This window comes from Xanthomonas euroxanthea (assembly GCF_903989455.1).
In the GTDB taxonomy this organism is placed as follows: Bacteria; Pseudomonadota; Gammaproteobacteria; order Xanthomonadales; family Xanthomonadaceae; genus Xanthomonas; species Xanthomonas euroxanthea.
In genome coordinates this window covers 334,746-355,089 of the sequence record NZ_LR861803.1, presented here as the reverse complement: position 1 = coordinate 355,089, position 20,344 = coordinate 334,746, and the positions used below count along the sequence as shown (strand labels likewise).

The following is a 20,344-nucleotide window of genomic DNA, read 5'->3' as shown; positions in this document are numbered from 1 at the left end:
TAACCCAGGTCCTTCCACGCCTTTGATCAGTGAGACCGGAAACGGCATCACTACCGTCTCCGGGCCACTAAAAGGCCACGTGGACCTTGTTGGATTAGGCGAGACCGCTGACTGGCAAGGTCCAGGCATGATTATGTCGCACCTCAACAAGCCCTCATCAAAAACAGATACGCGCTTTTTTTATCATTCCGTACAAGCCTACGCACTGACGACTGCTGCTCTACGCACTTCGGCGCGAAGGGGCCCGATCAGGAGCTCCCTCGCACCGACGGCAACCACGACATTCGTCGGTCACGCCGCAGCCGCCAGGCGCGGCCGGCGTGCATCCAGACGGAACACCGCTACCGCTTCGCTCAGTTCCACCGCCTGCTCTTGCATTGCACGTGCCGCGGCGGAGGCCTCTTCCACCAGTGCGGCATTGCGCTGGGTGGTTTCGTCCATGTCGTTGACCGTGCGGGCGACCTGCTCGATGCCGGACGACTGCTCGCGCGATGCCGCGGAAATTTCCGCGATCAAGGTGGTGACCTGCTGCACCGACTGCACGATCTGCTGCATCGTCTGCCCGGCCTGATCCACGCGCGCGCTGCCACGCTCCACGCTGTCCACCGAGGCATCGATCAGGTGCTTGATCTCCTTGGCCGCGCCGGCCGAACGCTGCGCCAGCGCGCGCACTTCCGAGGCGACCACGGCGAAACCACGGCCCTGTTCGCCCGCCCGTGCGGCTTCCACCGCCGCGTTCAAGGCCAGGATGTTGGTCTGGAACGCGATGCCGTCGATGACGCTGATGATCTCGGCGATCTTCTTCGACGAGACCTCGATCTCGCCCATGGTGTCGACCACGCTGGCCACCATCTCGCCGCCGCGGCCGGCGATCTCCGCGGCCGCCTGCGCGCCGCGGCTGGCCTGCTGCGCGGTGTCGGCGTTCTGGCGCACGGTGGAGGTGAGTTCTTCCATCGAGGCGGCGGTTTCTTCCAGGTTGGCGGCCTGCTGTTCGGTGCGCTGCGCCAGGTCGTTGTTGCCGGCAGCAATCTCCGCCGAGGCGGTGCGGATGGTCTGCGCGGCCAGGGTGATGTCGCCGACGATATCGGTCAGGCGCTGCACGGTGGCGTTGGCATCGTCGCGCATGCGCGCGAACACGCCTTGCTGGTTGCCGTGCATGCGCGCGGTCAGGTCGCCATCGGCAATCGCCTTGAGCAGTTGCGACAGCTCGGCCAGGTTCTGGTCCACGTTCTGCATCAGGCCGTTGACGCCGCTGACCATGGCGCGGAATTCGAACTGGTAGGCCTCTGCATTTCCGCGCGTGGCGAAGTCGCCGGCCGCAGCCGCGTCGACCAAGCCACGGATTTCGCCGTTGATCGCCGCCAGGTTGCGCTTGGTGGTGTCCATCGCCTCGGTGATCTGCGCCTTCTCGCCCGGCAGGCGCGGCATGTCCACCGACATGTCGCCCACGGCGTAATGCTGCATCACCTGCAGCATGTTGCCGATCAGACCGACCTGTGCGCCGATCAGGCCATTGGTGTCGTCGACCATGCGGCCGTACGCACCCGGGAAGGCCTGCGCGTCCATGCGGTAACTCATCTGCCCGGCTTCGTGGCGCTGCGCCATGTCGGCCTGCGCGGTGGAGACATCGCTGAGCGTGTTGACCACCTGGCCCATGGCCTGGCCGAGCAGACCGATTTCATCGCGATTGCTGACCGCTGCATGCGCCGACAGATCGCCGGCTGCCACCTGGCGCGCCGCGCGTGCGACGTGTTCGATCGGGCGCACGATCGAGCGACGGATCCACCAGCCCAGCACCGCCACCAGGCACAACGCCGCCACGATGGTGGCCACCGCCGACAGCACCAGCTTGTGCTGCGCCGATTGCGAACCGGCCAGCACCGCGGCATCGGCCAGGGTCTTGCTGCGCGTCACCAGCGCTTCCAGCGTCTGGCTGGGCGCGCGGTCCTGGCCCTTGACCAGCTGGTCGCCGACCTGGGTGTCGTAACCGGCTTCGGCAAACTTGCCCAGCGCTGCTTCGTAGTGGCGCTGCAGGCCCAGATGCGCCTTGGCAAAGTCCTGCGCCAGCGTTCGCACCTGCGGATCCCGGGTGGCCTTGGCCAGCGCCTCGGTGCCTGCCTGCACCTTCCTGCCCTGCTCGCGGAAGGCGCCCAGGTGCTTGTCCAGCTGCGCCGGGTCGCGTCCGCGGATCAGGACATTCTTCCACTCCTGCACCTGCAGGCGGAAGTCGCGGGTGATCTCCTCGCTGCTGGAGGCCTGCGCCACCTCCGGCGGTACCTTGCCCGACAGGCTCAGCCACGCCGTGCCCAAACCACCGAGGGCACACAGCAGGATGACCGACAGACCCAGCGCGAGCGCGCCGAGCAGCTTGCTTTGCAGGCTGACGAATTTCGGTGTGGCAACAGACATGGGGCATCCAGAGTGGGAATTGCACCGGTTATCGACAGGTGTATTACCGATCTGAAGCAGTGCCCGGCGCCAGAATCTGCCTTGAATGCCCAAAGAGGTGAGCACTTCCGGATTCCCCGACAGGCTTCACCCGTCCGCCCGACCATCGCGCCATCTGTGGCGGCCCCGTATCCTTCCCGCGCATGACCGAGCCTGCTTTTCCGATCTCCCCCCTGCTACCGCAGCTGTGCGACAGCCTGGCCACCCATCCGCGGCTGGTGCTGGAAGCCCCGCCCGGCGCCGGCAAGACCACCCAGGTGCCGCTGGCCTTGCTGGACGCGCCGTGGCTGGCCGGTCGCAAGATCGTGATGCTCGAACCGCGCCGCGTGGCCGCCCGCAGCGCCGCGGTGTTCATGGCGCGCCAGCTGGGCGAGCCGGTCGGCGAGAGCGTGGGCTACCGCATCCGCTTCGAGAACAAGACCTCCGCGCGCACCCGCATCGAGGTCGTCACCGAGGGCATCCTGACTCGCATGATCCAGGACGACCCGACGCTGGAGCACGTCGGCGCGCTGCTGTTCGACGAATTCCACGAACGCCATCTGGCCGGCGACCTCGGCCTGGCGCTGGCGCTGGACGTGCAGGCGCAGGTGCGCGAAGACCTGCGCATCGTGGCGATGTCGGCCACGCTCGATGGCGAGCGCCTGGCCGGCTTTCTCGACGCGCCGCGCCTGAGCAGCGCCGGGCGCAGCTTCCCGGTGGAGGTCGCGCACTTCCCCGCGCGCCGCGATGAAGCGCTGGAGCCGCAGGCCCGACGCGCGGTGGAACACGCCTTGGCCGCCCATCCGGGCGATGTGCTGGTGTTCCTGCCCGGCCAACGCGAGATCGCACGCGTGCACGGCGCCCTGCAGGACATGCTGGACCCGGCGGTGCAGGTGCTGCCGCTGCATGGCGAGCTGTCGGTGGAAGCGCAAAGCCAGGTGCTGCAGCCGGACCCGTCGGGGCGCCGCCGCGTGGTGCTGGCGACCAATGTGGCCGAGTCCTCGGTGACCCTGCCCGGCGTGCGCGTGGTCATCGACAGCGGGCTGGCGCGCGAGCCGCACTACGACCCCAACAGCGGTTTCTCGCGGCTGGACATCACCACCATTGCGCAGGCCTCGGCCGACCAGCGCGCCGGCCGCGCGGGGCGCGTGGCCAGCGGCTGGGCGTACCGGCTGTGGCCGCAGTCGCAACGGCTGGAACCGCAGCGGCGCGCGGAGATCACCCAGGTGGAACTGGCCGGCCTGGCGCTGGAACTGGCCGCCTGGGGCAGCGCCGCGCTGCGTTTCGTCGATGCACCGCCGGCCGGCGCGCTGGCTGCCGCGCACGAGTTGCTGCAGCGGCTGGGCGCACTCACCGGCAGCGGCGGCATCACCGCGCTGGGCCGGCGCATGCTCGCGCTGGGCACCCATCCGCGCCTGGCCGCGATGCTGGTGCAGGCCGGCGACGCGACCCGCGTGGCGCTGGCCTGCGACCTGGCCGCCTTGCTGGAAGCACGCGACCCGCTGCGTCAGGGCGGCGATGGGCTGGCCGCGCGCTGGCGCGCACTGGCTGCCTTCCGGCAAGGCCGCAGCGCGCACGATGCCAACCGCGGCGGCCTGGCCGCGATCGACAGCGCCGCCAAGCAATGGCGACGCCGGCTGCGCTGCGACAGCGCCCCGCCTGCCAGCGTGGAAGCGCATGCACTGGGCGACCTGCTCTCGCACGCCTTCCCCGACCGCATTGCCGCGCGCCACCCCAACGACCCGCTGCGCTACCTGCTCGCCAACGGCCGCAGCGCGCGCCTGTTCGACCACAGCGACCTGCGCGGCGAGCCGTGGCTGGTCGCCAGCGAACTGCGTTACGAAGCCAAGGACGCGCTGCTGCTGCGCGCCGCGCCGGTGGACGAAGGCTACCTGCGCCGCAGCGTGCCAGCGCGCTTCGTGCAGCAGGACCTGGTGCAATGGGATGCAGACAAGCGCGCCCTGGTCGCGCGCCGGCAATCCAGCTTCGACCGCATCGTGCTCGACAGCCGCCCGGCCGGCCGCGTCGATCCGGCGCAAGCCGCCGGCGCCCTGACCGAAGCTGTGCGTCAGCTGGGCCTGGATGCCTTGCCCTGGACCGACGGCCTGCGCCAATGGCGTGCACGCCTGCAATCGTTGCGCGCCTGGATGCCCGAGCTGGCGCTGCCCGATCTGTCCGATACGGCGCTGCTGGACAACCTGGACACCTGGCTGCGCCCGGCCTTCGCCGGCAAGACCCGCCTGGATGCGCTGGACGACGCCACGCTGGGCGAAGCGCTCAAGGCCGCCCTGCCGTGGGACCGCCGCCAGTTGATCGACCGCCACGCGCCCAACCGCATCAGCGTGCCCTCGGGCATGGAGCGGCAGATCGTCTACGCCCTCGACCACGCCGGGCAGCCGTTGCCGCCGGTGCTGGCGGTCAAGTTGCAGGAACTGTTCGGCCTTGCCGAAACCCCGCGCATTGCCGACGGCCGCATCCCGCTGACCCTGCATCTGCTCTCGCCCGGCGGGCGCCCGTTGCAGGTCACCCAGGATCTGAAGAGCTTCTGGGTCACGACCTATCCGGATGTCAGGAAGGAGATGAAGGGGCGGTATCCCAGACATCCGTGGCCCGACGATCCTTGGACTGCGACTGCAACCCATAGAGCAAAACCACGTGGCACTTGAGGCCCCTCTCCCTGCGGAAGAGGGACTGGGGTGAGGGTACGAGCGAAGCCACGTGTGGTTGAACAACGCGCGGGCATCGCCCGTACCCGCATCCGCCCTTCGGGCACCTTCTCCCGGTGGGAGAAGGGAAGCGACGCGCGATGCGCATCGCTCTGTTATTTACCGCTACTCAGACGCCCGCGCCCAATGCGCCCCACCGCATTACTTAACCGCAAGCCAAACAAGCTCCACCACCGCTAACACGGTCTATACGCATCAGCCCACACACTGCGGCCCACGTACTCAGAAAGGAAACGCCTCCAATGAGCAAGCTGACTGTGATCACCGAACGCGCCCTGGAGCGTGCCCTGGAACTGGCTGGCAATGCTGGCGACCACCTGCGTCACGCCGCATCCAATGCTGGTGATCAGGCCCGTCATGCAGGCAGCAGCCTGCGTCATTTCGGCCCGGGCGCCAGCGAATGGTTGAAGACCGGCGCAGCACTGGGTGCCGTGCGGACCGGCGGCAAGGTCGTTGGCAAAGTGGTCAAGCGCAACCCGGCCGTCACCGTGGCCGCTGCCGTCGCCGGCATGGGCCTGATCGGTTATGCCGTGTATCGCAAGCGCCAGCGTGACCAGCAGCTCCCCGGCGGCAACGTGCACCGCCTGGATCGCGAAAACGCCAGCAATGCCAGCGCACGTCGTGCGGCCTACCAGCGCCGCGGCGCAGTGACGCCGAGCGACGGCATCGAATAAGCCGTACTGCCAAGCGAAGCGACAACGCCACGGCCCTGTGCCGTGGCGTTGTTGTTTGTGGATGACATCGGCACCACCACGCGACGAACGTGCCACCGGCACGCAGTACGTATGTGGTCGAGTGGCGCGGCATTGCCTGTACGCATGAGCGGCCATCACCGATCACATGTGATCGCCTTGCCTGCCCACGCTCATGCCGCTGCGGTCGTCATGCAGGTCCTGACGCATGGCGGGTCGAGGCAATGCTGCGTGGGTTCGCCATCCAGGCAGGCAACCGTTGCCTGCCTGTGCGTGATCGCTCCTGCCGAGGATGTTGCACGCGCCCTGCGGCATGACGGTCGCTGGACCGGACGCACCAGGCTCAGCGTCGCGTCCTGCCCGGCCGCGCCGCATGCGGCTGTTCGACGCGCCATTGGCCGGGCGCAAGCGCATCCAGTCTCCAGTCGCCGATCGCCACGCGGATCAGACGCAGGGTCGGAAGGCCGACCGAGGCGGTCATGCGCCGCACCTGGCGATTGCGGCCTTCGGTGATCTGCAGTTCCAGCCAGGCATCGGGCACGGTCTTGCGGGCCCGCACCGGCGGATCGCGGGGCCACAGGTCCGGTGCCGGGTCGAGCCTGCGCACCTTGGCCGGACGGGTCGGGCCGTCGTTGAGCAGCACGCCATCGCGCAAGGCCTGCAGGTGCGCAGGCGCCGGGTCGCCTTCCACCTGCACCCAATAGGTCTTGGGTTGCTTGTGGCGCGGGTCGGTCAGGCGATGCGCCAATGCGCCATCGTCGGTCAGCAACAACAAGCCTTCGCTGTCGTGATCCAGACGGCCCGCCGCGTACACATCGGCCGGCAGGCCGAATTCGGCCAGCGTGCGTTTGGGCGGCTGCGAGCGGTCGCTGAATTGCGACAGCACGCCATAGGGTTTGTTCAACAACACCAACATGCCAGTCCTGTTGCGCAAGAGCGTTGCATGCCACGCGCGTGGCGCGTGGGTCGTGCACCGGGTTGAAGAAATCGCGCCGCGCGCGACGCCGAGGCGCTGCACCTGCCCGCAACGGCGGTGAACGCTGATGCAGCGAGCATCGCGACGCGGGCGCTGCTGCAGCATTGGCCTGCTGCGGGCGACCACCGCAGCGTCGGCCTGGCTGGCCGTCACTGCGCTGGCCGCGCTATCTGTACGGCTGTGCGCCTGGTAGCGCCGTCATCGCATGGCGCACGTCATTCCAGCAGCGACGCACCGCCAAAGACCTGCACGCCGACGCGCGATGCGTCGGCATGCAGGCAAAGCCTCACTGCTTGACGAACTTCAGGGTCATGCGGTCGCTCTCGCCGATCGCCTTGTACTTGGCATCGTCGGCCTTGTCGTGGCTGTTGCTCGGCGGCAACGTCCACACGCCACCGGGATAGTCCTTGGTGTCGCGCGGATTGGCGTTGACCTCGCTCTTGCCGGCCAGCTTGAACCCGGCCGCTTCGGCCATGGCAATCAACTGCGCCTGGCCGACATAGCCGCTCTTGTCGTCGGCCGGCACGTCGGCCTTGGCACGGTGCTCGACCACGCCGAGTACACCGCCGGGCTTGAGCACCTTGTAGAAGCCGGCAAACATCGCCTCGGCATTGCCGGCCATGCGCCAGTTGTGCACGTTGCGGAAGGTCAGCACCAGGTCGGCCGAATTGTCCACGCCGAACGAGGGCGTCTTGGGCACATAGGAGACGAACGACGGCTTGCCGTACACCTGCGGCTTGGCGGCAAACTTCTTCTCCAGCTCGTCGCGCCCGCGCTGTGCCGAATCGCGGCCACGGCCTTCCGGCACCGCGGCCGGGTCGACCACTGCCGCCACGTACTTGCCCTTGTCGCGCAGGTACGGCGCCAGGATCTCCGAGTACCAACCGCCGCCCGGCGTGATTTCGATGACGGTCTGGGTCGGCTTGATGCCGAAGAACGCCAGCGTCTGGCCCGGATGACGATAGACATCGCGCTGTACGTAGACACGATCGCGCCAGTTGCCGTCGATGGCTTTCTGCAGCGCCGCGTCGGGCGCCGGCAGGCTGGCGCTATCGGCCGGTTTCATTGCCATTGCCAGTGGCGCGCTCATCGCCACTGCCATCCCCACCACACATGCACACACCAGCTTGTTGCGGATCATCGCAGCGCCCTTTGCGGGAAAAAGTAGCGCGAGCCTAGCATGCGGCCGGAAGCCTGCCATGTGCATGGATCCAAGCGCCGCATGACGCGCCGCACCAGGCGGGAAGCGACATGTTCAAATGATGTGAGTCGATGAGGGCGATCGGCGGAACGCAGAATCCACGCAGGTGTCACACGCAACATCGACACGCATGACTATGCTGTCGGCAGTTCGAATCAGGAGCATCCGTGATGACCCATTCCCGCGCGTTAGGCCGCTCCGGCCTGCAGGTTCAACCGATCGTGTTCGGTGGCAATGTGTTTGGCTGGAGCGCCGACGAGGCGACCTCGTTTGCGTTGCTCGATGCCTTCGTCGATGCCGGTTTCAATCTGGTCGACACCGCCGATGCGTACTCCGGCTGGGTGCCGGGCAACCGCGGTGGCGAGTCGGAAACCATCATCGGGCGCTGGCTCGCACGCAGCGGCAAACGCGACAAGGTGTTGATCGCCACCAAGGTGGCCAAGTGGAGCGAGCATCCGGGCCTGTCGCCGGAGAATATCGCCGCTGCCGTGGACGATTCGCTGCGCCGTCTACAGACCGATGTGATCGATCTGTACCAGGCGCACGAAGACGACGCATCGATTCCGCTGGAAGCCACGCTGGCCGCGTTCGGCCGCTTGATCGAACAGGGCAAGGTGCGCGCGATCGGTGCGTCCAACTACAGCGCCGCCCGCCTGCGCGACGCACTGGATGTTTCCGAGCAGTACAAGCTGCCGCGTTACGAAAGCCTGCAACCGGAATACAACCTCTACGATCGCGCCGGCTATGAAGCCGAGCTGGAGCCGCTGGTGCGCGAGCGCGAGCTCGGCGTGATCAGCTACTACTCGCTGGCCAGCGGCTTTCTGACCGGCAAGTACCGCAGCGCCGACGACGCCGGCAAGAGCAGCGCGCGTGGCGCCTCGGTGGTCAAGCAATACGTCAATCCGCGCGGCCTGCGCATCCTGCAGGCGCTGGACGATCTGGCGGCCACCCACACTGCGACGCCGGCCCAGATCGCACTGGCCTGGCTGATCGCGCGTCCGGGCCTGACCGCACCGATCGTCAGTGCCACCAGCGTGACCCAGTTGCACGATGTGCTGGCCGCTGCACAGCTGTCGCTGAGCGCCGATCAGATTGCACAGCTCGATGCCGCAAGCGCCCCCGAGCCGGCCGACGCGGCCTGACGCATCGGTTTGCAGCACGCGCGCATCGCAGCGACGGACACACGTCTTCCCGCGTGCAGCCGCCAGCGCGGCTGTGCCTTCCGGCCGCGTACGCGCGGCCCTTTCCGCAAGGAATCCCCATGACATCGATCACCAACCGCCGCATCGTGCTGGCCTCACGCCCGCACGGCGAGCCGAGCGCCGACAATTTCCGCATTGAAGAGGTTGCCCTGCCGCCCACCGGGCACGAACAGATCCTGGTGCGCAATCGCTTCCTGTCGCTGGACCCGTACATGCGCGGACGCATGGACGACGGCCCGTCCTACGCCGCACCGGTGGAGATCGACGCGGTGATGGAAGGCGGCACCGTCGGCGAGGTGCTCGAATCGCACCATGCCGGCTATCAGCCCGGCGACCTGCTGGTGCTGCCCGGCGGTTGGCAGAGCCATAGCCTGCTCACGCCCACCACACCACTGCGCAAGCTACCCAAGGACGATGCCCTGCCGCCCAGCACGGCGCTGGGCGTGTACGGCATGCCCGGCTTCACCGCCTACGCCGGCCTGCACGAAATCGGCAAGCCGCAGGCCGGCGAAACCCTGGTGGTGGCGGCGGCCAGCGGGCCGGTCGGCGCTACCGTGGCCCAGCTGGCGCGCCTGCAGGGCCTGCGCGTGGTGGCCATTGCCGGTGGCGAGGAAAAGGTGCGGTACCTGCGCGAGGTGCTGCGCGTGGACGTGGCACTGGACCACCGCGCCGACGACTTCGCCGAGCAGCTGCGCGCGGCCACCCCGGACGGGATCGACGTCTACTTCGAGAATGTCGGCGGCAAGGTCTTCGATGCGGTACTGCCGCAATTGAACGACTTCGCGCGCATCCCGGTCTGCGGCGTGATCGCCACCTACAACAGCCGCGGCCAGGCCTCGCCGGGGCCGGATCGCCTGCCGGAGTTCATGGGCCAGGTGCTGCGCAAGCGGCTGACCGTGCGCGGCTTCATCCAGCACGATTTCATCCGCCTGATGCCCGCCTTCCTGCGCGAGATGGGCCAGTGGCTGGGCGAGGGCCAGATCCAGTACCGCGAACACGTCCTGCACGGCCTGGACAGCGCCCCGCAGGGCCTGATCAGCCTGCTGCGCGGCGAGAACTTCGGCAAGGCCGTCGTTGCCCTCGACTAGCTCGACTCGCAGCGCCGGATACGTTCCCCGCTTTTACGATTCCCCATTCCCGATTACCAAAGGAACACAATGACAGTCCCCGCATTCGGCCTCGGTACCTTTCGCCTCAAGGACCAGGTCGTCATCGACTCGGTGCGCAACGCACTGGAGTTGGGCTACCGCGCCATCGATACCGCGCAGATCTACGACAACGAAGAGCAGGTTGGCCAGGCCATCGCCGCCTCCGGGCTGCCGCGCGACCAGCTGTACCTGACCACCAAGATCTGGGTCGACAAGTTCGAACGCAGCGCCTTGCTGCCCAGCCTGCAGGACAGCCTGCGCAAACTGGGCACCGACCATGTCGATCTGACCCTGATCCACTGGCCTTCGCCGAAGGATCAGGTGCCGATGCGCGAGTATCTGGAAGCCTTGAACGAGGCTCGGCAGCAGGGCCTGACCCGTGCGATCGGTGTGTCCAACTTCACCATCGCGCTGATCAGGCAGGCCATCGAGATCCTGGGCGCCGATGCCATCGCCACCAATCAGATCGAAGTGCATCCCTACCTGCAGAACCGCACCCTGATCGCGTTCTTGCGCGAGCAGGGTATCCATGTCACCTCGTACATGACACTGGCCGTGGGCGAGGTACTGAAGGATCCGGTGATCCAGGCAATCGCTGCGCGCCACGACGCTACTGCGGCGCAGGTCACGCTGGCCTGGGCCTTGCAGCAGGGGTATTCGGTGATTCCGTCCTCGACCAAGCGCGACAATCTCGAAAGCAATCTCAAGGCGCAAACGCTGCGGTTGAGCGAGCAGGACATGACCGAGATCGCCGCCCTGGACCGCGCCCAGCGCCTGGCCAATCCGAAGGCGATCGCACCCGACTGGGATTGAGGTCCCGGTGTCGCCACGGATCGGCGCTGTCCGGTCCGTGGCCCCGCCACCGCGGCGACCGCTCGTCGTCGCGTGCTGGTTGCACACGGCAGGCGCTGCTACGGTGCCAGGCACAGGGGGGTAGCCTCGGCAACGGAGTCCTACCCATGCATAGCGCATCTGTCTTGACCCGCCGCACCGTCAATCTCGATACAGAGATCGCCTACTGGCGCGATGTCCACGCCGAAGGCCATCTGGGTGGCTACGCCTTTGCCGATTACGCCCGGTTACTGACGCTCGGCTACGACATCTATCTGGCCTATCCGCGCGCGACCGAAGCACAGCTGTACCGCGTGCTGCAGGACGGCTATTACCATTATCGACCGATGCTGTCGGTGCCCTGGGACCAGGCGCGCTGGATCGTGCGGCATGCCTGGCGCCATCTGGAAGAAACCGCGGTCCGGCATTGAAGCGAGCGTCCTGACCTAACGTGACCACTGCGACCACTGCGACCACTGCGCAGCCCGTGCGGCCGCGCAGCGTTTCAGCTCACTGCCCCAGCGCCATCGCCTGGCGATCGATGCGGTGCTTGTCGGCCAGTGCCTGCATGCCCTGCAGCGTGGCGGCGATCAGGCTGGCATAGCGCAGCCGCCACAGCGTGGCGCGGGCGTTGTCGTCGTGGGTATTGCCCAGGCCATCGAGCACCTGCGGCAGACGGCGGTCGGCCAGTGCGGAAGCGGCCAGGTACGGCTTTTCCGGTGCAATCACGTCCACCGGTGCGCGCCAGTCGTTGGCAACCTGCTGGGAAATGCCGGCCAGATGCGAGAGTTGGTGCATGCCGATCAGCGTCTCGTGCAGCATCTCGCGGCACGCCCACTGCCAGAGCGCCACCTTCTCCGATGGGTCCTTGGCAATCTCGGTGAGTGCCAGATCAACCTTGTCGATGCGTGAGTCGCGCATTGCTGAGCTCCGATGCTGCTGTGCAACATAATTCACACCATACACCGTGAGTATCGAGTGAGCCAAACGTTTGAAAGATGTGGGCGCGCCGATGCTCGACCCCGCTCACGCGGTGCGCCATCGGCCCCGGCCGCCGCCGCGGCACCCTGACTTCCTGCCCATGGCAAGGCGCGCAGCCGCACGCCATGCTGCCGCATCCCCGCTCCCAGGCATCGTCATGCGCTTGCCCACCGTCCTGGCCCCGCTGCTGCTGGCGGCCTGTAGCGCACAGGCCACAGCCGCCAGGCCGCAGGTGTCCGCCGAGCAGTGCGATGTCAGGACCTCCTACGACGTGCTGGCCGACAGCGGCGGCATCTGGCTGCGTCGCAAGCAAGGCATACCGCGCGAGATTTTCTTCCACGGTGGCGAGCTCAACATCGACCGCCAGCCACAACCGGTCAGCGCTGCCGATGCGCAACGCCTGCGCGACCTCGAGCAAGGTGCCCGCGCCTTGATGCCGGCCGTGACCGCCATTGCCCGCTCGGTGGTCGACATCAGCTTCGACGCACTGGCCGGGGTGGTGCAGATGCTCACCGACAGTACGCGCCAGGAGCGCAAGGTCGAGCGCCTGCGCGGCACCGCGCTTGCGCAGGTCGATGCCACGCTGGGGCGTGGGCGCTGGGAACAGGCACTGTTCGACGAACGGTTCGAAGCCAGTGTCGAACGCGCTGCCGACGCCCTGGCCGGCAGCCTGACCCGCAGCGTCATGTGGACGGTGATGACCGGACGCACTGCGCAGCTGGAGCAGCGCGGCGAACAACTGGACGCACGCATGGAGCAGCAGATGCAGGCACGCAGTCAGGCGCTGGAAGCGCAGGCACGGACGCTGTGCACGCAGGCGCAGGCACTGTATGGGCTGCAGCAGGCGCTGGAATATCGCTTCCAGGGCGAGCGGCTGCAGATGCTGGAACTCGACACGCACCGGCAGAACGATCAATCCGATGTACCGGCGTCCAACAGCGTCGTGGTGACGGCGGCGCACTGACAGCGGCGATGCAGTGCAGGCGGCATGGGCGTACCTGCAAATCGGTTCTCGCAGCACACTGGCTCGCGTCGGCTGTCCGGTTGCGGTGAGTGCGCATGACATGGTGCATGCATGCATCACGTATCAGCCAACGGCGCGTTGATGGTCTTGCCAGAACCGCTGGTCTGGAGCTGGCTCAGTCCGCGCTGGTTGATACCCTCTGCCGCAGGGCGGTCGCACGGCCACAGGCGTGGTTGCGTCAGCTCGGCTGCCGCAGCGTCAGGTGAGCAACCAGTGGCGCAGCGCATCCGATACCGCCTGCGGCTGCTCCAGTGGCGACAGATGCCCGCAGGCAGGCACCTTTACCAGCCGCGCGTGTGCTGCCAGTGCGGCCATTTCCTCGTGCAATGCAGGCGGAGTGATCGCATCGTCCTGACCGCACAGCACCAACAGCGGGCCGGCATAGGCGCGCAGCAGTGCGCGGCCGTCCTCCCGCTCCAGCCGGTTCTGCCGCAGGAATACCTCCACGCCCAGACGCTGGGTCATGCCACGCACCCGTTCCAGCAAGGCCTCGTCGTGCCAGCGCGAGGGGTGCACATAGTGCCGCAGCAGCCGTTCGCCGAATCCGTGGAAGGCACTGGCGCCACGCACGCTCGCTTCCTGCGCGCGCCGTTGTGCCGCGCGCTCGGGCGAGTCGGCACGTGCAGAGGTATCCAGCAACGCCAGCCGCTCGACGCGCTCAGGGGCGATACGCAGGATGTCCTGCGCGACATAGCCACCCAGCGAAAACCCCGCCAATGCAAAGCGCGGCGGCATCTGCGCCAGCAGCTGCGTTGCCAGCGCGCGCATGCTCCCGCCCTGGGTGAGGTCGCCGACCACGCAGTCAGCAACGTCGGCCAGTGCCACGCGCTGGGCGTGCCACAACTGCGCATCGTTGAGCAGACCGGGAAGCAGTAACAAGGTGGAACGCGTTGCGCTCATGCGCAGCAGCGTCCGATCGAGGGCGCAGAAACAGGCACTGTCATCGCCACAGTGTGCCGCGCAGCGATGCACATCACCAGCACATGCATGCGCATCCAGATGCGCGTCGCATCGACTGCTATGGCGTGTCGTCCCGCGGGCGTGCCAGGTTGCGCTGTCGGCGACGCCGGTCGCCGGTGGTTCTGCGCAGCAGCGCCGCGCTGCTGCAACAAAACGGCCCGACGCATGCGCCGGGCCGTTTCTGGCGCCACCCCATGGCGCGGGTGGCGATGCTGGCGTGGATCAGGCCAGGGTCAGGGTGACGTCGATGTTGCCGCGGGTCGCGTTGGAGTACGGGCAGACCTGGTGGGCCTTGTCGACCAGCGCCTGCAGTTCGGCCTGATCCATGCCCGGCACTGCGATGCGCAGTTCCACGGCAATGCCGAAGCCGCCCGGAATCTGGCCGATGCCGACGCTGCTGTCGATGCTCACTTCGCCCGGCAGCTTGAGCTTGTCCTGGGCCGCGACAGCCTTCATCGCGCCGATGAAGCAGGCAGCGTAGCCGGCAGCGAACAGCTGCTCCGGGTTGGTGCCATCGCCGCCGGCACCGCCCAGCTCGCGCGGGGTGGACAGCTTGGCATCCAGGGCCTTGTCGGAAGACACGGCGCGGCCTTCGCGGCCACCGGTGGCAGTGGCGTGGGCGGTGTAGAGGACTTTTTCAAGTACAGCCATGGTGGTTCTCCAGGTGAGCGCTGTCAGCGCGTGATGTTAATGAATAGTTGGCGATTGAATCGTGTGCGACATGTTGCATGGTATATAGGCACTGCTGGCTCGCCTTACCCCACGCCGAGGTTGGAACGTAATGTCTCCAGCTGCTGCTTGAGGTGACGCAGTTCCTCCAGGGAACACGCCGAGGCACAGAAGACCTGCTCGGGTACTGCGCCGGCCTTGGCGCGCAGCGCGCGGCCGCTATCGGTCAGCGCGATGATCACCTGACGCTCGTCGCTGGCAGCGCGCGTGCGGGTGACCAGTCCGGCGGCCTGCAGCCGCTTGAGCAGCGGGGTCAGCGTGGCCGAGTCCAGGAACAGGCGCTCGCCGATCTCCGACACGCTGCGGCCGTCGGTTTCCCACAGCACCAGCAGCACCAGATATTGCGGATAGGTCAGGTCCAGCGTCTTGAGCAGCCCGCGGTAGAGCTTGTGCATCGCCAGGTTGGCCGAATACAGCGCAAAGCACAGCTGGTTGTCGAGCTGTAGCAGCGCGTCGGTCCGGGCGGTGGGGGCTGTGGCGGTGTCCATGGCTGCAATCTACATCGCACGCTATTTAATAGCAAGCGATTTCCGGTGTGCCGTTGTCGCGGGTAAGCGGCTGCGCCACTGCCACACCACCGCCCTGAGCCACGGCTCAGGTGAACTGGATGAAGAAATGCCCCGCCGCCGCGCCGTCGCCCAGCTTCCTGGCGCGCTGGTCTGCAAACAGATAACCGGTGCCATCACCGAACAGGCCGGCGTAGCCGGGATCGACGCGGCGTAATTGCGACTCTACAAACTGGGCAAGGAAGTAGTAGCGCGGGCTCGTATGGATGGGATCGTGCACCCAGCACGGTCGCCCAAGTTGCTTGCTCATGCCTGCGCCGTTGTCGTCGTCTTCCAGTTCTTCGGCCATGTCGTCGTCATTGAATGGCTGCAGACCGATCCAATGACGCCCCAGCAACAACGCACCGTCACCGACGCACACCTCCTGCGCGGCACGTCGATGCAGCAGCACCTTGCTGTGGCCCAGTGCGAGCTTGTCGCATTCACCTTGCTGATTGACGGTGAGCCTGCGGAGCGACGATCGGCTGCGACCGCCGCCAGGTCGTTCGATTGAGGCGAAGACGGTCAGCGCCATCTCCTCGGGCAGATACGGCGTGGGCAGGAACGACCCGGTAAGCATGACGATGGGCAGCATCGGCTGCCCGGTCGCTGGATCCGTTGGCCATTGCGCGGCATCGTGCAACCAGGCACCGCCGCCGAACTGGCCCAGGCCGCGGTCTTCGTCGGCAACGACGATCTTGTGGAGTCCGGGGCCGGGGCGCGCCTGCATGTCTATGCGCGATGCGCGGTGGCCAGATAGTCGGCGCTCTGCATCTCGATCAGGCGCGAGGCGGTGCGCTCGAATGCGCCGGCCAGGCGCTGGCCGCTGTACAACGCCGGCGGGGCGTCCTGCGCGGTGCAGACCAGGTTGACATGGCGGTCGTACAACTCGTCGATCAGATTGACGAAGCGGCGCGCGGCGTCCTCGTTCATGCGGTCGAAGTGCGGGATGCCGCCCAGCAACACGGTGGTGAACTCACGCGCGATCTCGATATAGTCGCCCGGGCCGCGCGGGCCCTCGCACAGCGCGGCAAAATCGAACCAGGCGATGCTCTTGCCGCGCGCACGCACGGCAATCTTGCGTGCCTCGATTTCGATGTTGCCGCTGCGCGCCTCGGAATTTCCGCTCAGTTCGCCCCAGCGCTGCAGCAGCCACGCGTCGGCCTGCGCATCCAGCGGCGCGCGATACACCGGCGAGCGCGTCAGCGCGCGCATGCGGTAATCTTCGGTGCCTTCGGCATAGAGTTCCACGCAGAACTTCTGCAGCAGGCCGATCGCCGGCATGAAGCTGTCGCGTTGCAGGCCGTTGGCGTAGAGGTTTTCCGGCGCGGTGTTGGAGGTGGTCACCAGGGTCACGCCTTCGGCGAACAGGCGTTCCAGCAGGCGCGCCAGCAGCATTGCATCGCCGATGTCGGTGACGAAGAATTCGTCCAGCACCAGCACGCGCAGATTCTCCCGCCACTGCTGCGCGATCTTGGCCAGCGGATCGCTCTGCCCGGCGTGCTCGCGCAATTGCTCGTGCACCCCGCGCATGAAACGATGGAAATGCGTGCGGTATTTCTGCTTGATCGGCAGGCCGTCGTAGAACAGGTCGACCAGAAAGGTCTTGCCGCGCCCCACCCCACCCCAGAAATACAGGCCGCGCACCGGCTCGGGCTTCTTCCAGAACGCCGACAGCCGATCCAGCCAGCCGTCCTGCGCGCTGTCCACCAGTGCCTCGTGGATACGATCCAGTTCCGCCAGGGCCGCCTGCTGCGCGGGGTCGGCGCGCCAGTCGCCGCGTTGTACGCCGGCGGCGTAGCGCTGCGACGGGGTCATCTCACTCATCGTGTTCTCCGCGGGCCGGCTGCTGCCTTGCCCGCTCAACGGCGCATCGCCGGGCGATACGCATGGGCCCTGCCGCAGTCAGACGGCGGCCGGCAACCAGCGCCGGACACCATGCTGGATCGCACCGCGCAGGTCGATCAACTTGCGGTGGAAAAAGTGGCTGGTGTCGGGCATGCGGACCAGTTCGGGCTGCTGCTCCAGGGTTTCCAACCAGTCGTACACCGCCTGCGGGTCGACGATTTCGTCGGCATCGCCCTGGATCACCAGCCAATGCGCCGGCGGCTGCACGTCGCTGAAATCCCAGCGCCCGGCCGGCGGCGCGATCGAGATCAGCACCTGCGGCTCGAGCGAGCCGGCAGCACGCAACGACACATAGGCACCGAAGCTGAAACCGGCCAGCCACAGCGTGTCGCCCGGGCGCTGGCTGCGCACCCACGCGGCAACCGCGCGCAGGTCGTCCTGCTCGCCATCGCCATGGTCGAACGCACCGGCCGAATTGCCGACACTGCGGAAATTGAAGCGCACCACGGTGATCCCCAGCTCGCGCAGCGCGCGCGCCGCCATGGTGACGACCTTGTTGTGCATGCTGCCGCCCTCGGTGGAGAGCGGGTGGCAGACGATGGCGGTGACCGGTTGCACGGCGGCATCCGGCTCGGGCAGATCGACCGCGACATCCAGCGGGCCGACCGGCCCATCCAGCGTCAACGCAGCCGATTCGGTGGGGAATAAGGGATTGGACATACCGTCATAATAGCCGCCCCGCCGGCCGCGTTCATCGCCCTGCCTGCACACTTCGTTGCGTTGCCCATGCATTTTCTGTTGTTTGCCGTCGTTTGCAGTGTCCTGGTGTCGGTGGTCCTCAAGCTGCTGCCGCGCTATCGCCTGGACGCTGCGCAGGCGATCACCTGGAACTACGCCACCGCCGCGCTGCTGGCGTGGCTGACCCTGCATCCGGCACTGGACACGCTGCGCGCGCCGACCACGCCCTGGCTGGCACTGTTCGCATTGGCGGTGGCGCTGCCTGCGATCTTCATGCTGCTGGCACGTGCGGTCGCCACCGCCGGCATCGTACGCACCGACATTGCACAACGGCTCTCGCTCCTGCTCTCGCTGGCGGCGGCCTTCACGCTCTTCGGTGAACCGGTCAATGCCTGGAAGCTGGCGGGACTGGGTCTGGGCCTGCTGGCCATCGTCTGCATCCTGCAACGGCCACGTCACCACACCGCTGCGGATGCAACGCCGACCTCCTTCGGCTGGCCATGGCTGGCAGGCGTGTGGATGGGCTTTGCCCTGATCGACCTGCTGCTCAAGCACATTGCACAGGCCGGCACGCCGTCGTTGACGTCATTGACGTTGTGCTTTGCCCTGGCATGGGTACTGATGCTTGGCTTGCAAGGCATCCGCCGGGGCGGTGTCGCAGGCCTGAGCTTGCGCAACCTGCTCGCCGGCGTACTCCTCGGCGCGCTCAACTTCGGCAACATCCTGTGTTACGTGCGCGCCCATCAGCTGCTGCCGCATAGCCCGGCCACCGTCTTCGCCAGCATGAACCTGGGCGTGGTCGTCCTGGGAGCGCTCGTCGGCAAACTGGGGTTTGGCGAGCACATCGGCCGCCGTGGATGGGTGGGGCTGATACTGGCGGCACCGGCAATTGCGGCGATCGCCTGGGGGATGCGGTTGGGCTGACGAAGGCATTCGGCCGGCGCGACTCCGGTTCGCAACTCGCCTCGAGGGCACGGCAGCGCTGGCTATCATGCGTGCAGATGACCCACGGGAGTGTGTGATGCGCCTGAGTCACTTATTCGGCAGCCGTCCTCGTGTCGCGCCGGACCCGCACAGCGCCAACTCGACCGAAACGACGCCGTTGATTGCAGGCGCCTCACCCCAGCACCCGCTGTCTCGAGCCCCCAAGTCCGCCGTAGCACAGGGCGCACCGAACTCGCATCGCGGCATGCTCGCCTCCGCGCGTAGATCGCTGGCATCGTTGCGCAAGCAGCTGCCGTTGACGTGCATGGGCTCCCCGACGCTTGAATCAGTGGAGAGCCCACCTGCACGCACGCCACCGGTGACGCCCGGTCGCACGCAGCAGATGCACGGGCAGCAAACCCGCGTCGATGAGCGTCGGCAGCCACCCATGCCCCATAGAACGGATCATCAGCGGGTGCAGTGGCCGCAACCGCAGCAGGCGCCGCCCACCAGGCCGTCCGTTTCGATTCCGTCTGAGCCATCGCGTGCGCAGCAGCTGCACGGGCAGCAACGTCCCATCGATCCGAGAATGCAGGCGCCTGTCCCCGAAAGGATGCGCCGTGACGAGGGGCCACCGCCGCAGCACGGCATGCCGGCGTCGGATTCGGTGCCGATCACGCCCAAGCCCTCGCGATCGTCGGTGCCCTCTCCACGCCCTCAGCTCGGAAGGCCCCCCTCCTTGCGCAGCCTGGATCGGGAATTGGCCGGGATAACCAAGCGGTGCAGCGACATTCAAAAACAGCTGTTCATCGAGGACCGCGAGGCCACTCCGGAGGAGCAACAACTGCTCGAGGCGCGTGCGGTCCTGATCGCCCGGCGCAATGAGGTCCGCGACAGTCAGCTCGATGCACTCTTGGTCGCGCTTGCACCGATGGAAGACATCCGTGCACCACGGACCACGACCAGCGGCCTGGCCATGGTCCAGATGGACGTCATGCAGCACAATCGCCGCGAAGTCCTCAAGGCACGGCGCAAATCCGTCGACAGAACTGCCCTGGCCAAAAACTACGCGCGCGCGGAACGACGCCTGGAGTCCCTGAAGAAAGGCGACGCACCCGACGACCAGATACGGCGCCTGCAACGCATGATGCAGGGCTACCGAAACATGCTCGCGTTGGAACAGATCGTCAAAAACACCGACGACCAGTTGGAAAGGCTGGGAGCGCCACGGCTGATGGCCGGCATCCCCACCACCGCCGAAGAGCGCCGGCAGTCCGTCAGGAAAGAAAGGGATGCCCATCAGGAGGCCATCGACAACGGCTACTCCTGAGGGTCCGGACAGCGCTGCTTGCACGTGCGCGCTGCCCGGCTGCCACCTGTGAGGCATGCGAC

19 protein-coding genes are annotated in these 20,344 nt (G+C 67.1%); 9 read left to right on the top strand and 10 right to left on the bottom strand.

Translation table 11 applies throughout. The annotated features are described in order from the left end of the window. Positions 1 to 291: 291 nt before the first annotated feature. Positions 292 to 2,409 (bottom strand): methyl-accepting chemotaxis protein, encoded by a 2,118-nt coding sequence (locus tag H7A86_RS01480; protein ID WP_180707999.1) that lies wholly within the window; start codon positions 2,407 to 2,409, stop codon positions 292 to 294. Positions 2,410 to 2,591: 182 nt separating this feature from the next. On the opposite strand from H7A86_RS01480, the gene hrpB reads away from it, so the two are divergent. Both hrpB and H7A86_RS01470 read left to right on the top strand, forming a co-directional pair. Then, on the top strand, positions 2,592 to 5,093 hold the full coding sequence (gene hrpB, locus H7A86_RS01475) for an ATP-dependent helicase HrpB (RefSeq protein ID WP_119130217.1): 2,502 nt from the start codon (positions 2,592 to 2,594) through the stop codon (positions 5,091 to 5,093). A gap of 302 nt (positions 5,094 to 5,395) precedes the next feature. Beyond that, the gene (locus H7A86_RS01470; protein ID WP_119130215.1) at positions 5,396 to 5,827 is read left to right on the top strand and encodes a hypothetical protein; all 432 of its coding nucleotides are present in this window, start codon (positions 5,396 to 5,398) and stop codon (positions 5,825 to 5,827) included. A 361-nt stretch (positions 5,828 to 6,188) separates the two neighbouring features. Here H7A86_RS01470 and H7A86_RS01465 read toward each other — a convergent pair whose 3' ends face one another. Then, positions 6,189 to 6,761, bottom strand: coding sequence for a pseudouridine synthase (locus H7A86_RS01465; RefSeq protein ID WP_119130213.1), 573 nt, complete (start codon positions 6,759 to 6,761; stop codon positions 6,189 to 6,191). A gap of 346 nt (positions 6,762 to 7,107) precedes the next feature. Continuing rightward, entirely contained in the window at positions 7,108 to 7,962 is an 855-nt protein-coding gene (locus tag H7A86_RS01460) for a class I SAM-dependent methyltransferase (protein ID WP_053046057.1), read from the bottom strand. Positions 7,963 to 8,192: 230 nt separating this feature from the next. Here H7A86_RS01460 and H7A86_RS01455 point away from each other — a divergent pair, with 230 nt between their 5' ends. The 4 genes from H7A86_RS01455 (at position 8,193) to H7A86_RS01440 (ending at position 11,634) form a co-directional block, all read left to right on the top strand. Next, a complete protein-coding gene (locus H7A86_RS01455) occupies positions 8,193 to 9,164 on the top strand; it encodes an aldo/keto reductase (protein WP_104583922.1) in 972 nt (323 codons plus the stop codon). A gap of 119 nt (positions 9,165 to 9,283) precedes the next feature. Then, positions 9,284 to 10,312 (top strand): NADP-dependent oxidoreductase, encoded by a 1,029-nt coding sequence (locus tag H7A86_RS01450; protein ID WP_119130211.1) that lies wholly within the window; start codon positions 9,284 to 9,286, stop codon positions 10,310 to 10,312. 69 nt (positions 10,313 to 10,381) lie between these two features. Further along, positions 10,382 to 11,185 (top strand): 2,5-didehydrogluconate reductase DkgB, encoded by an 804-nt coding sequence (gene dkgB / locus H7A86_RS01445; RefSeq protein ID WP_119130209.1) that lies wholly within the window; start codon positions 10,382 to 10,384, stop codon positions 11,183 to 11,185. Between the two features lie 146 nt (positions 11,186 to 11,331). Then, entirely contained in the window at positions 11,332 to 11,634 is a 303-nt protein-coding gene (locus H7A86_RS01440) for a hypothetical protein (RefSeq protein WP_119130207.1), read from the top strand. Between the two features lie 79 nt (positions 11,635 to 11,713). Here the strand turns inward: H7A86_RS01440 and H7A86_RS01435 are convergent, their stop codons facing one another. Further along, entirely contained in the window at positions 11,714 to 12,124 is a 411-nt protein-coding gene (locus tag H7A86_RS01435; RefSeq protein ID WP_164739289.1) for a hypothetical protein, read from the bottom strand. A 160-nt stretch (positions 12,125 to 12,284) separates the two neighbouring features. Here H7A86_RS01435 and H7A86_RS01430 point away from each other — a divergent pair, with 160 nt between their 5' ends. Next, positions 12,285 to 13,148: a DUF2884 family protein gene (locus tag H7A86_RS01430; protein WP_119130203.1), complete on the top strand. Its 864-nt coding sequence runs from the start codon at positions 12,285 to 12,287 to the stop codon at positions 13,146 to 13,148. Positions 13,149 to 13,406: 258 nt separating this feature from the next. On the opposite strand, the gene H7A86_RS01425 is transcribed toward H7A86_RS01430, so the two are convergent. The 6 genes from H7A86_RS01425 to H7A86_RS01400 form a co-directional block, all read right to left on the bottom strand. Further along, entirely contained in the window at positions 13,407 to 14,108 is a 702-nt protein-coding gene (locus H7A86_RS01425) for an alpha/beta fold hydrolase (RefSeq protein ID WP_119130201.1), read from the bottom strand. A gap of 282 nt (positions 14,109 to 14,390) precedes the next feature. Further along, positions 14,391 to 14,819 (bottom strand): organic hydroperoxide resistance protein, encoded by a 429-nt coding sequence (locus H7A86_RS01420; protein ID WP_104583929.1) that lies wholly within the window; start codon positions 14,817 to 14,819, stop codon positions 14,391 to 14,393. Between the two features lie 104 nt (positions 14,820 to 14,923). Next, positions 14,924 to 15,385 carry a MarR family winged helix-turn-helix transcriptional regulator gene (locus H7A86_RS01415; RefSeq protein WP_119130199.1) on the bottom strand — a complete coding sequence of 154 codons (462 nt, stop codon included), beginning with the start codon at positions 15,383 to 15,385 and terminating at the stop codon, positions 14,924 to 14,926. Between the two features lie 106 nt (positions 15,386 to 15,491). After that, positions 15,492 to 16,172 carry a hypothetical protein gene (locus H7A86_RS01410; RefSeq protein WP_232099183.1) on the bottom strand — a complete coding sequence of 227 codons (681 nt, stop codon included), beginning with the start codon at positions 16,170 to 16,172 and terminating at the stop codon, positions 15,492 to 15,494. 2 nt (positions 16,173 to 16,174) lie between these two features. Further along, positions 16,175 to 17,269, bottom strand: coding sequence for a cell division protein ZapE (gene zapE, locus H7A86_RS01405; RefSeq protein WP_104649585.1), 1,095 nt, complete (start codon positions 17,267 to 17,269; stop codon positions 16,175 to 16,177). 78 nt (positions 17,270 to 17,347) lie between these two features. Further along, the gene (locus tag H7A86_RS01400) at positions 17,348 to 18,010 is read right to left on the bottom strand and encodes an alpha/beta hydrolase (RefSeq protein WP_104583978.1); all 663 of its coding nucleotides are present in this window, start codon (positions 18,008 to 18,010) and stop codon (positions 17,348 to 17,350) included. A 66-nt stretch (positions 18,011 to 18,076) separates the two neighbouring features. On the opposite strand from H7A86_RS01400, the gene H7A86_RS01395 reads away from it, so the two are divergent. Beyond that, a complete protein-coding gene (locus tag H7A86_RS01395) occupies positions 18,077 to 18,952 on the top strand; it encodes an EamA family transporter (RefSeq protein ID WP_180707998.1) in 876 nt (291 codons plus the stop codon). Positions 18,953 to 19,019: 67 nt separating this feature from the next. Continuing rightward, on the top strand, positions 19,020 to 20,282 hold the full coding sequence (gene xopR, locus H7A86_RS01390; protein WP_321186566.1) for a type III secretion system effector protein XopR: 1,263 nt from the start codon (positions 19,020 to 19,022) through the stop codon (positions 20,280 to 20,282). Positions 20,283 to 20,344: the final 62 nt, after the last annotated feature.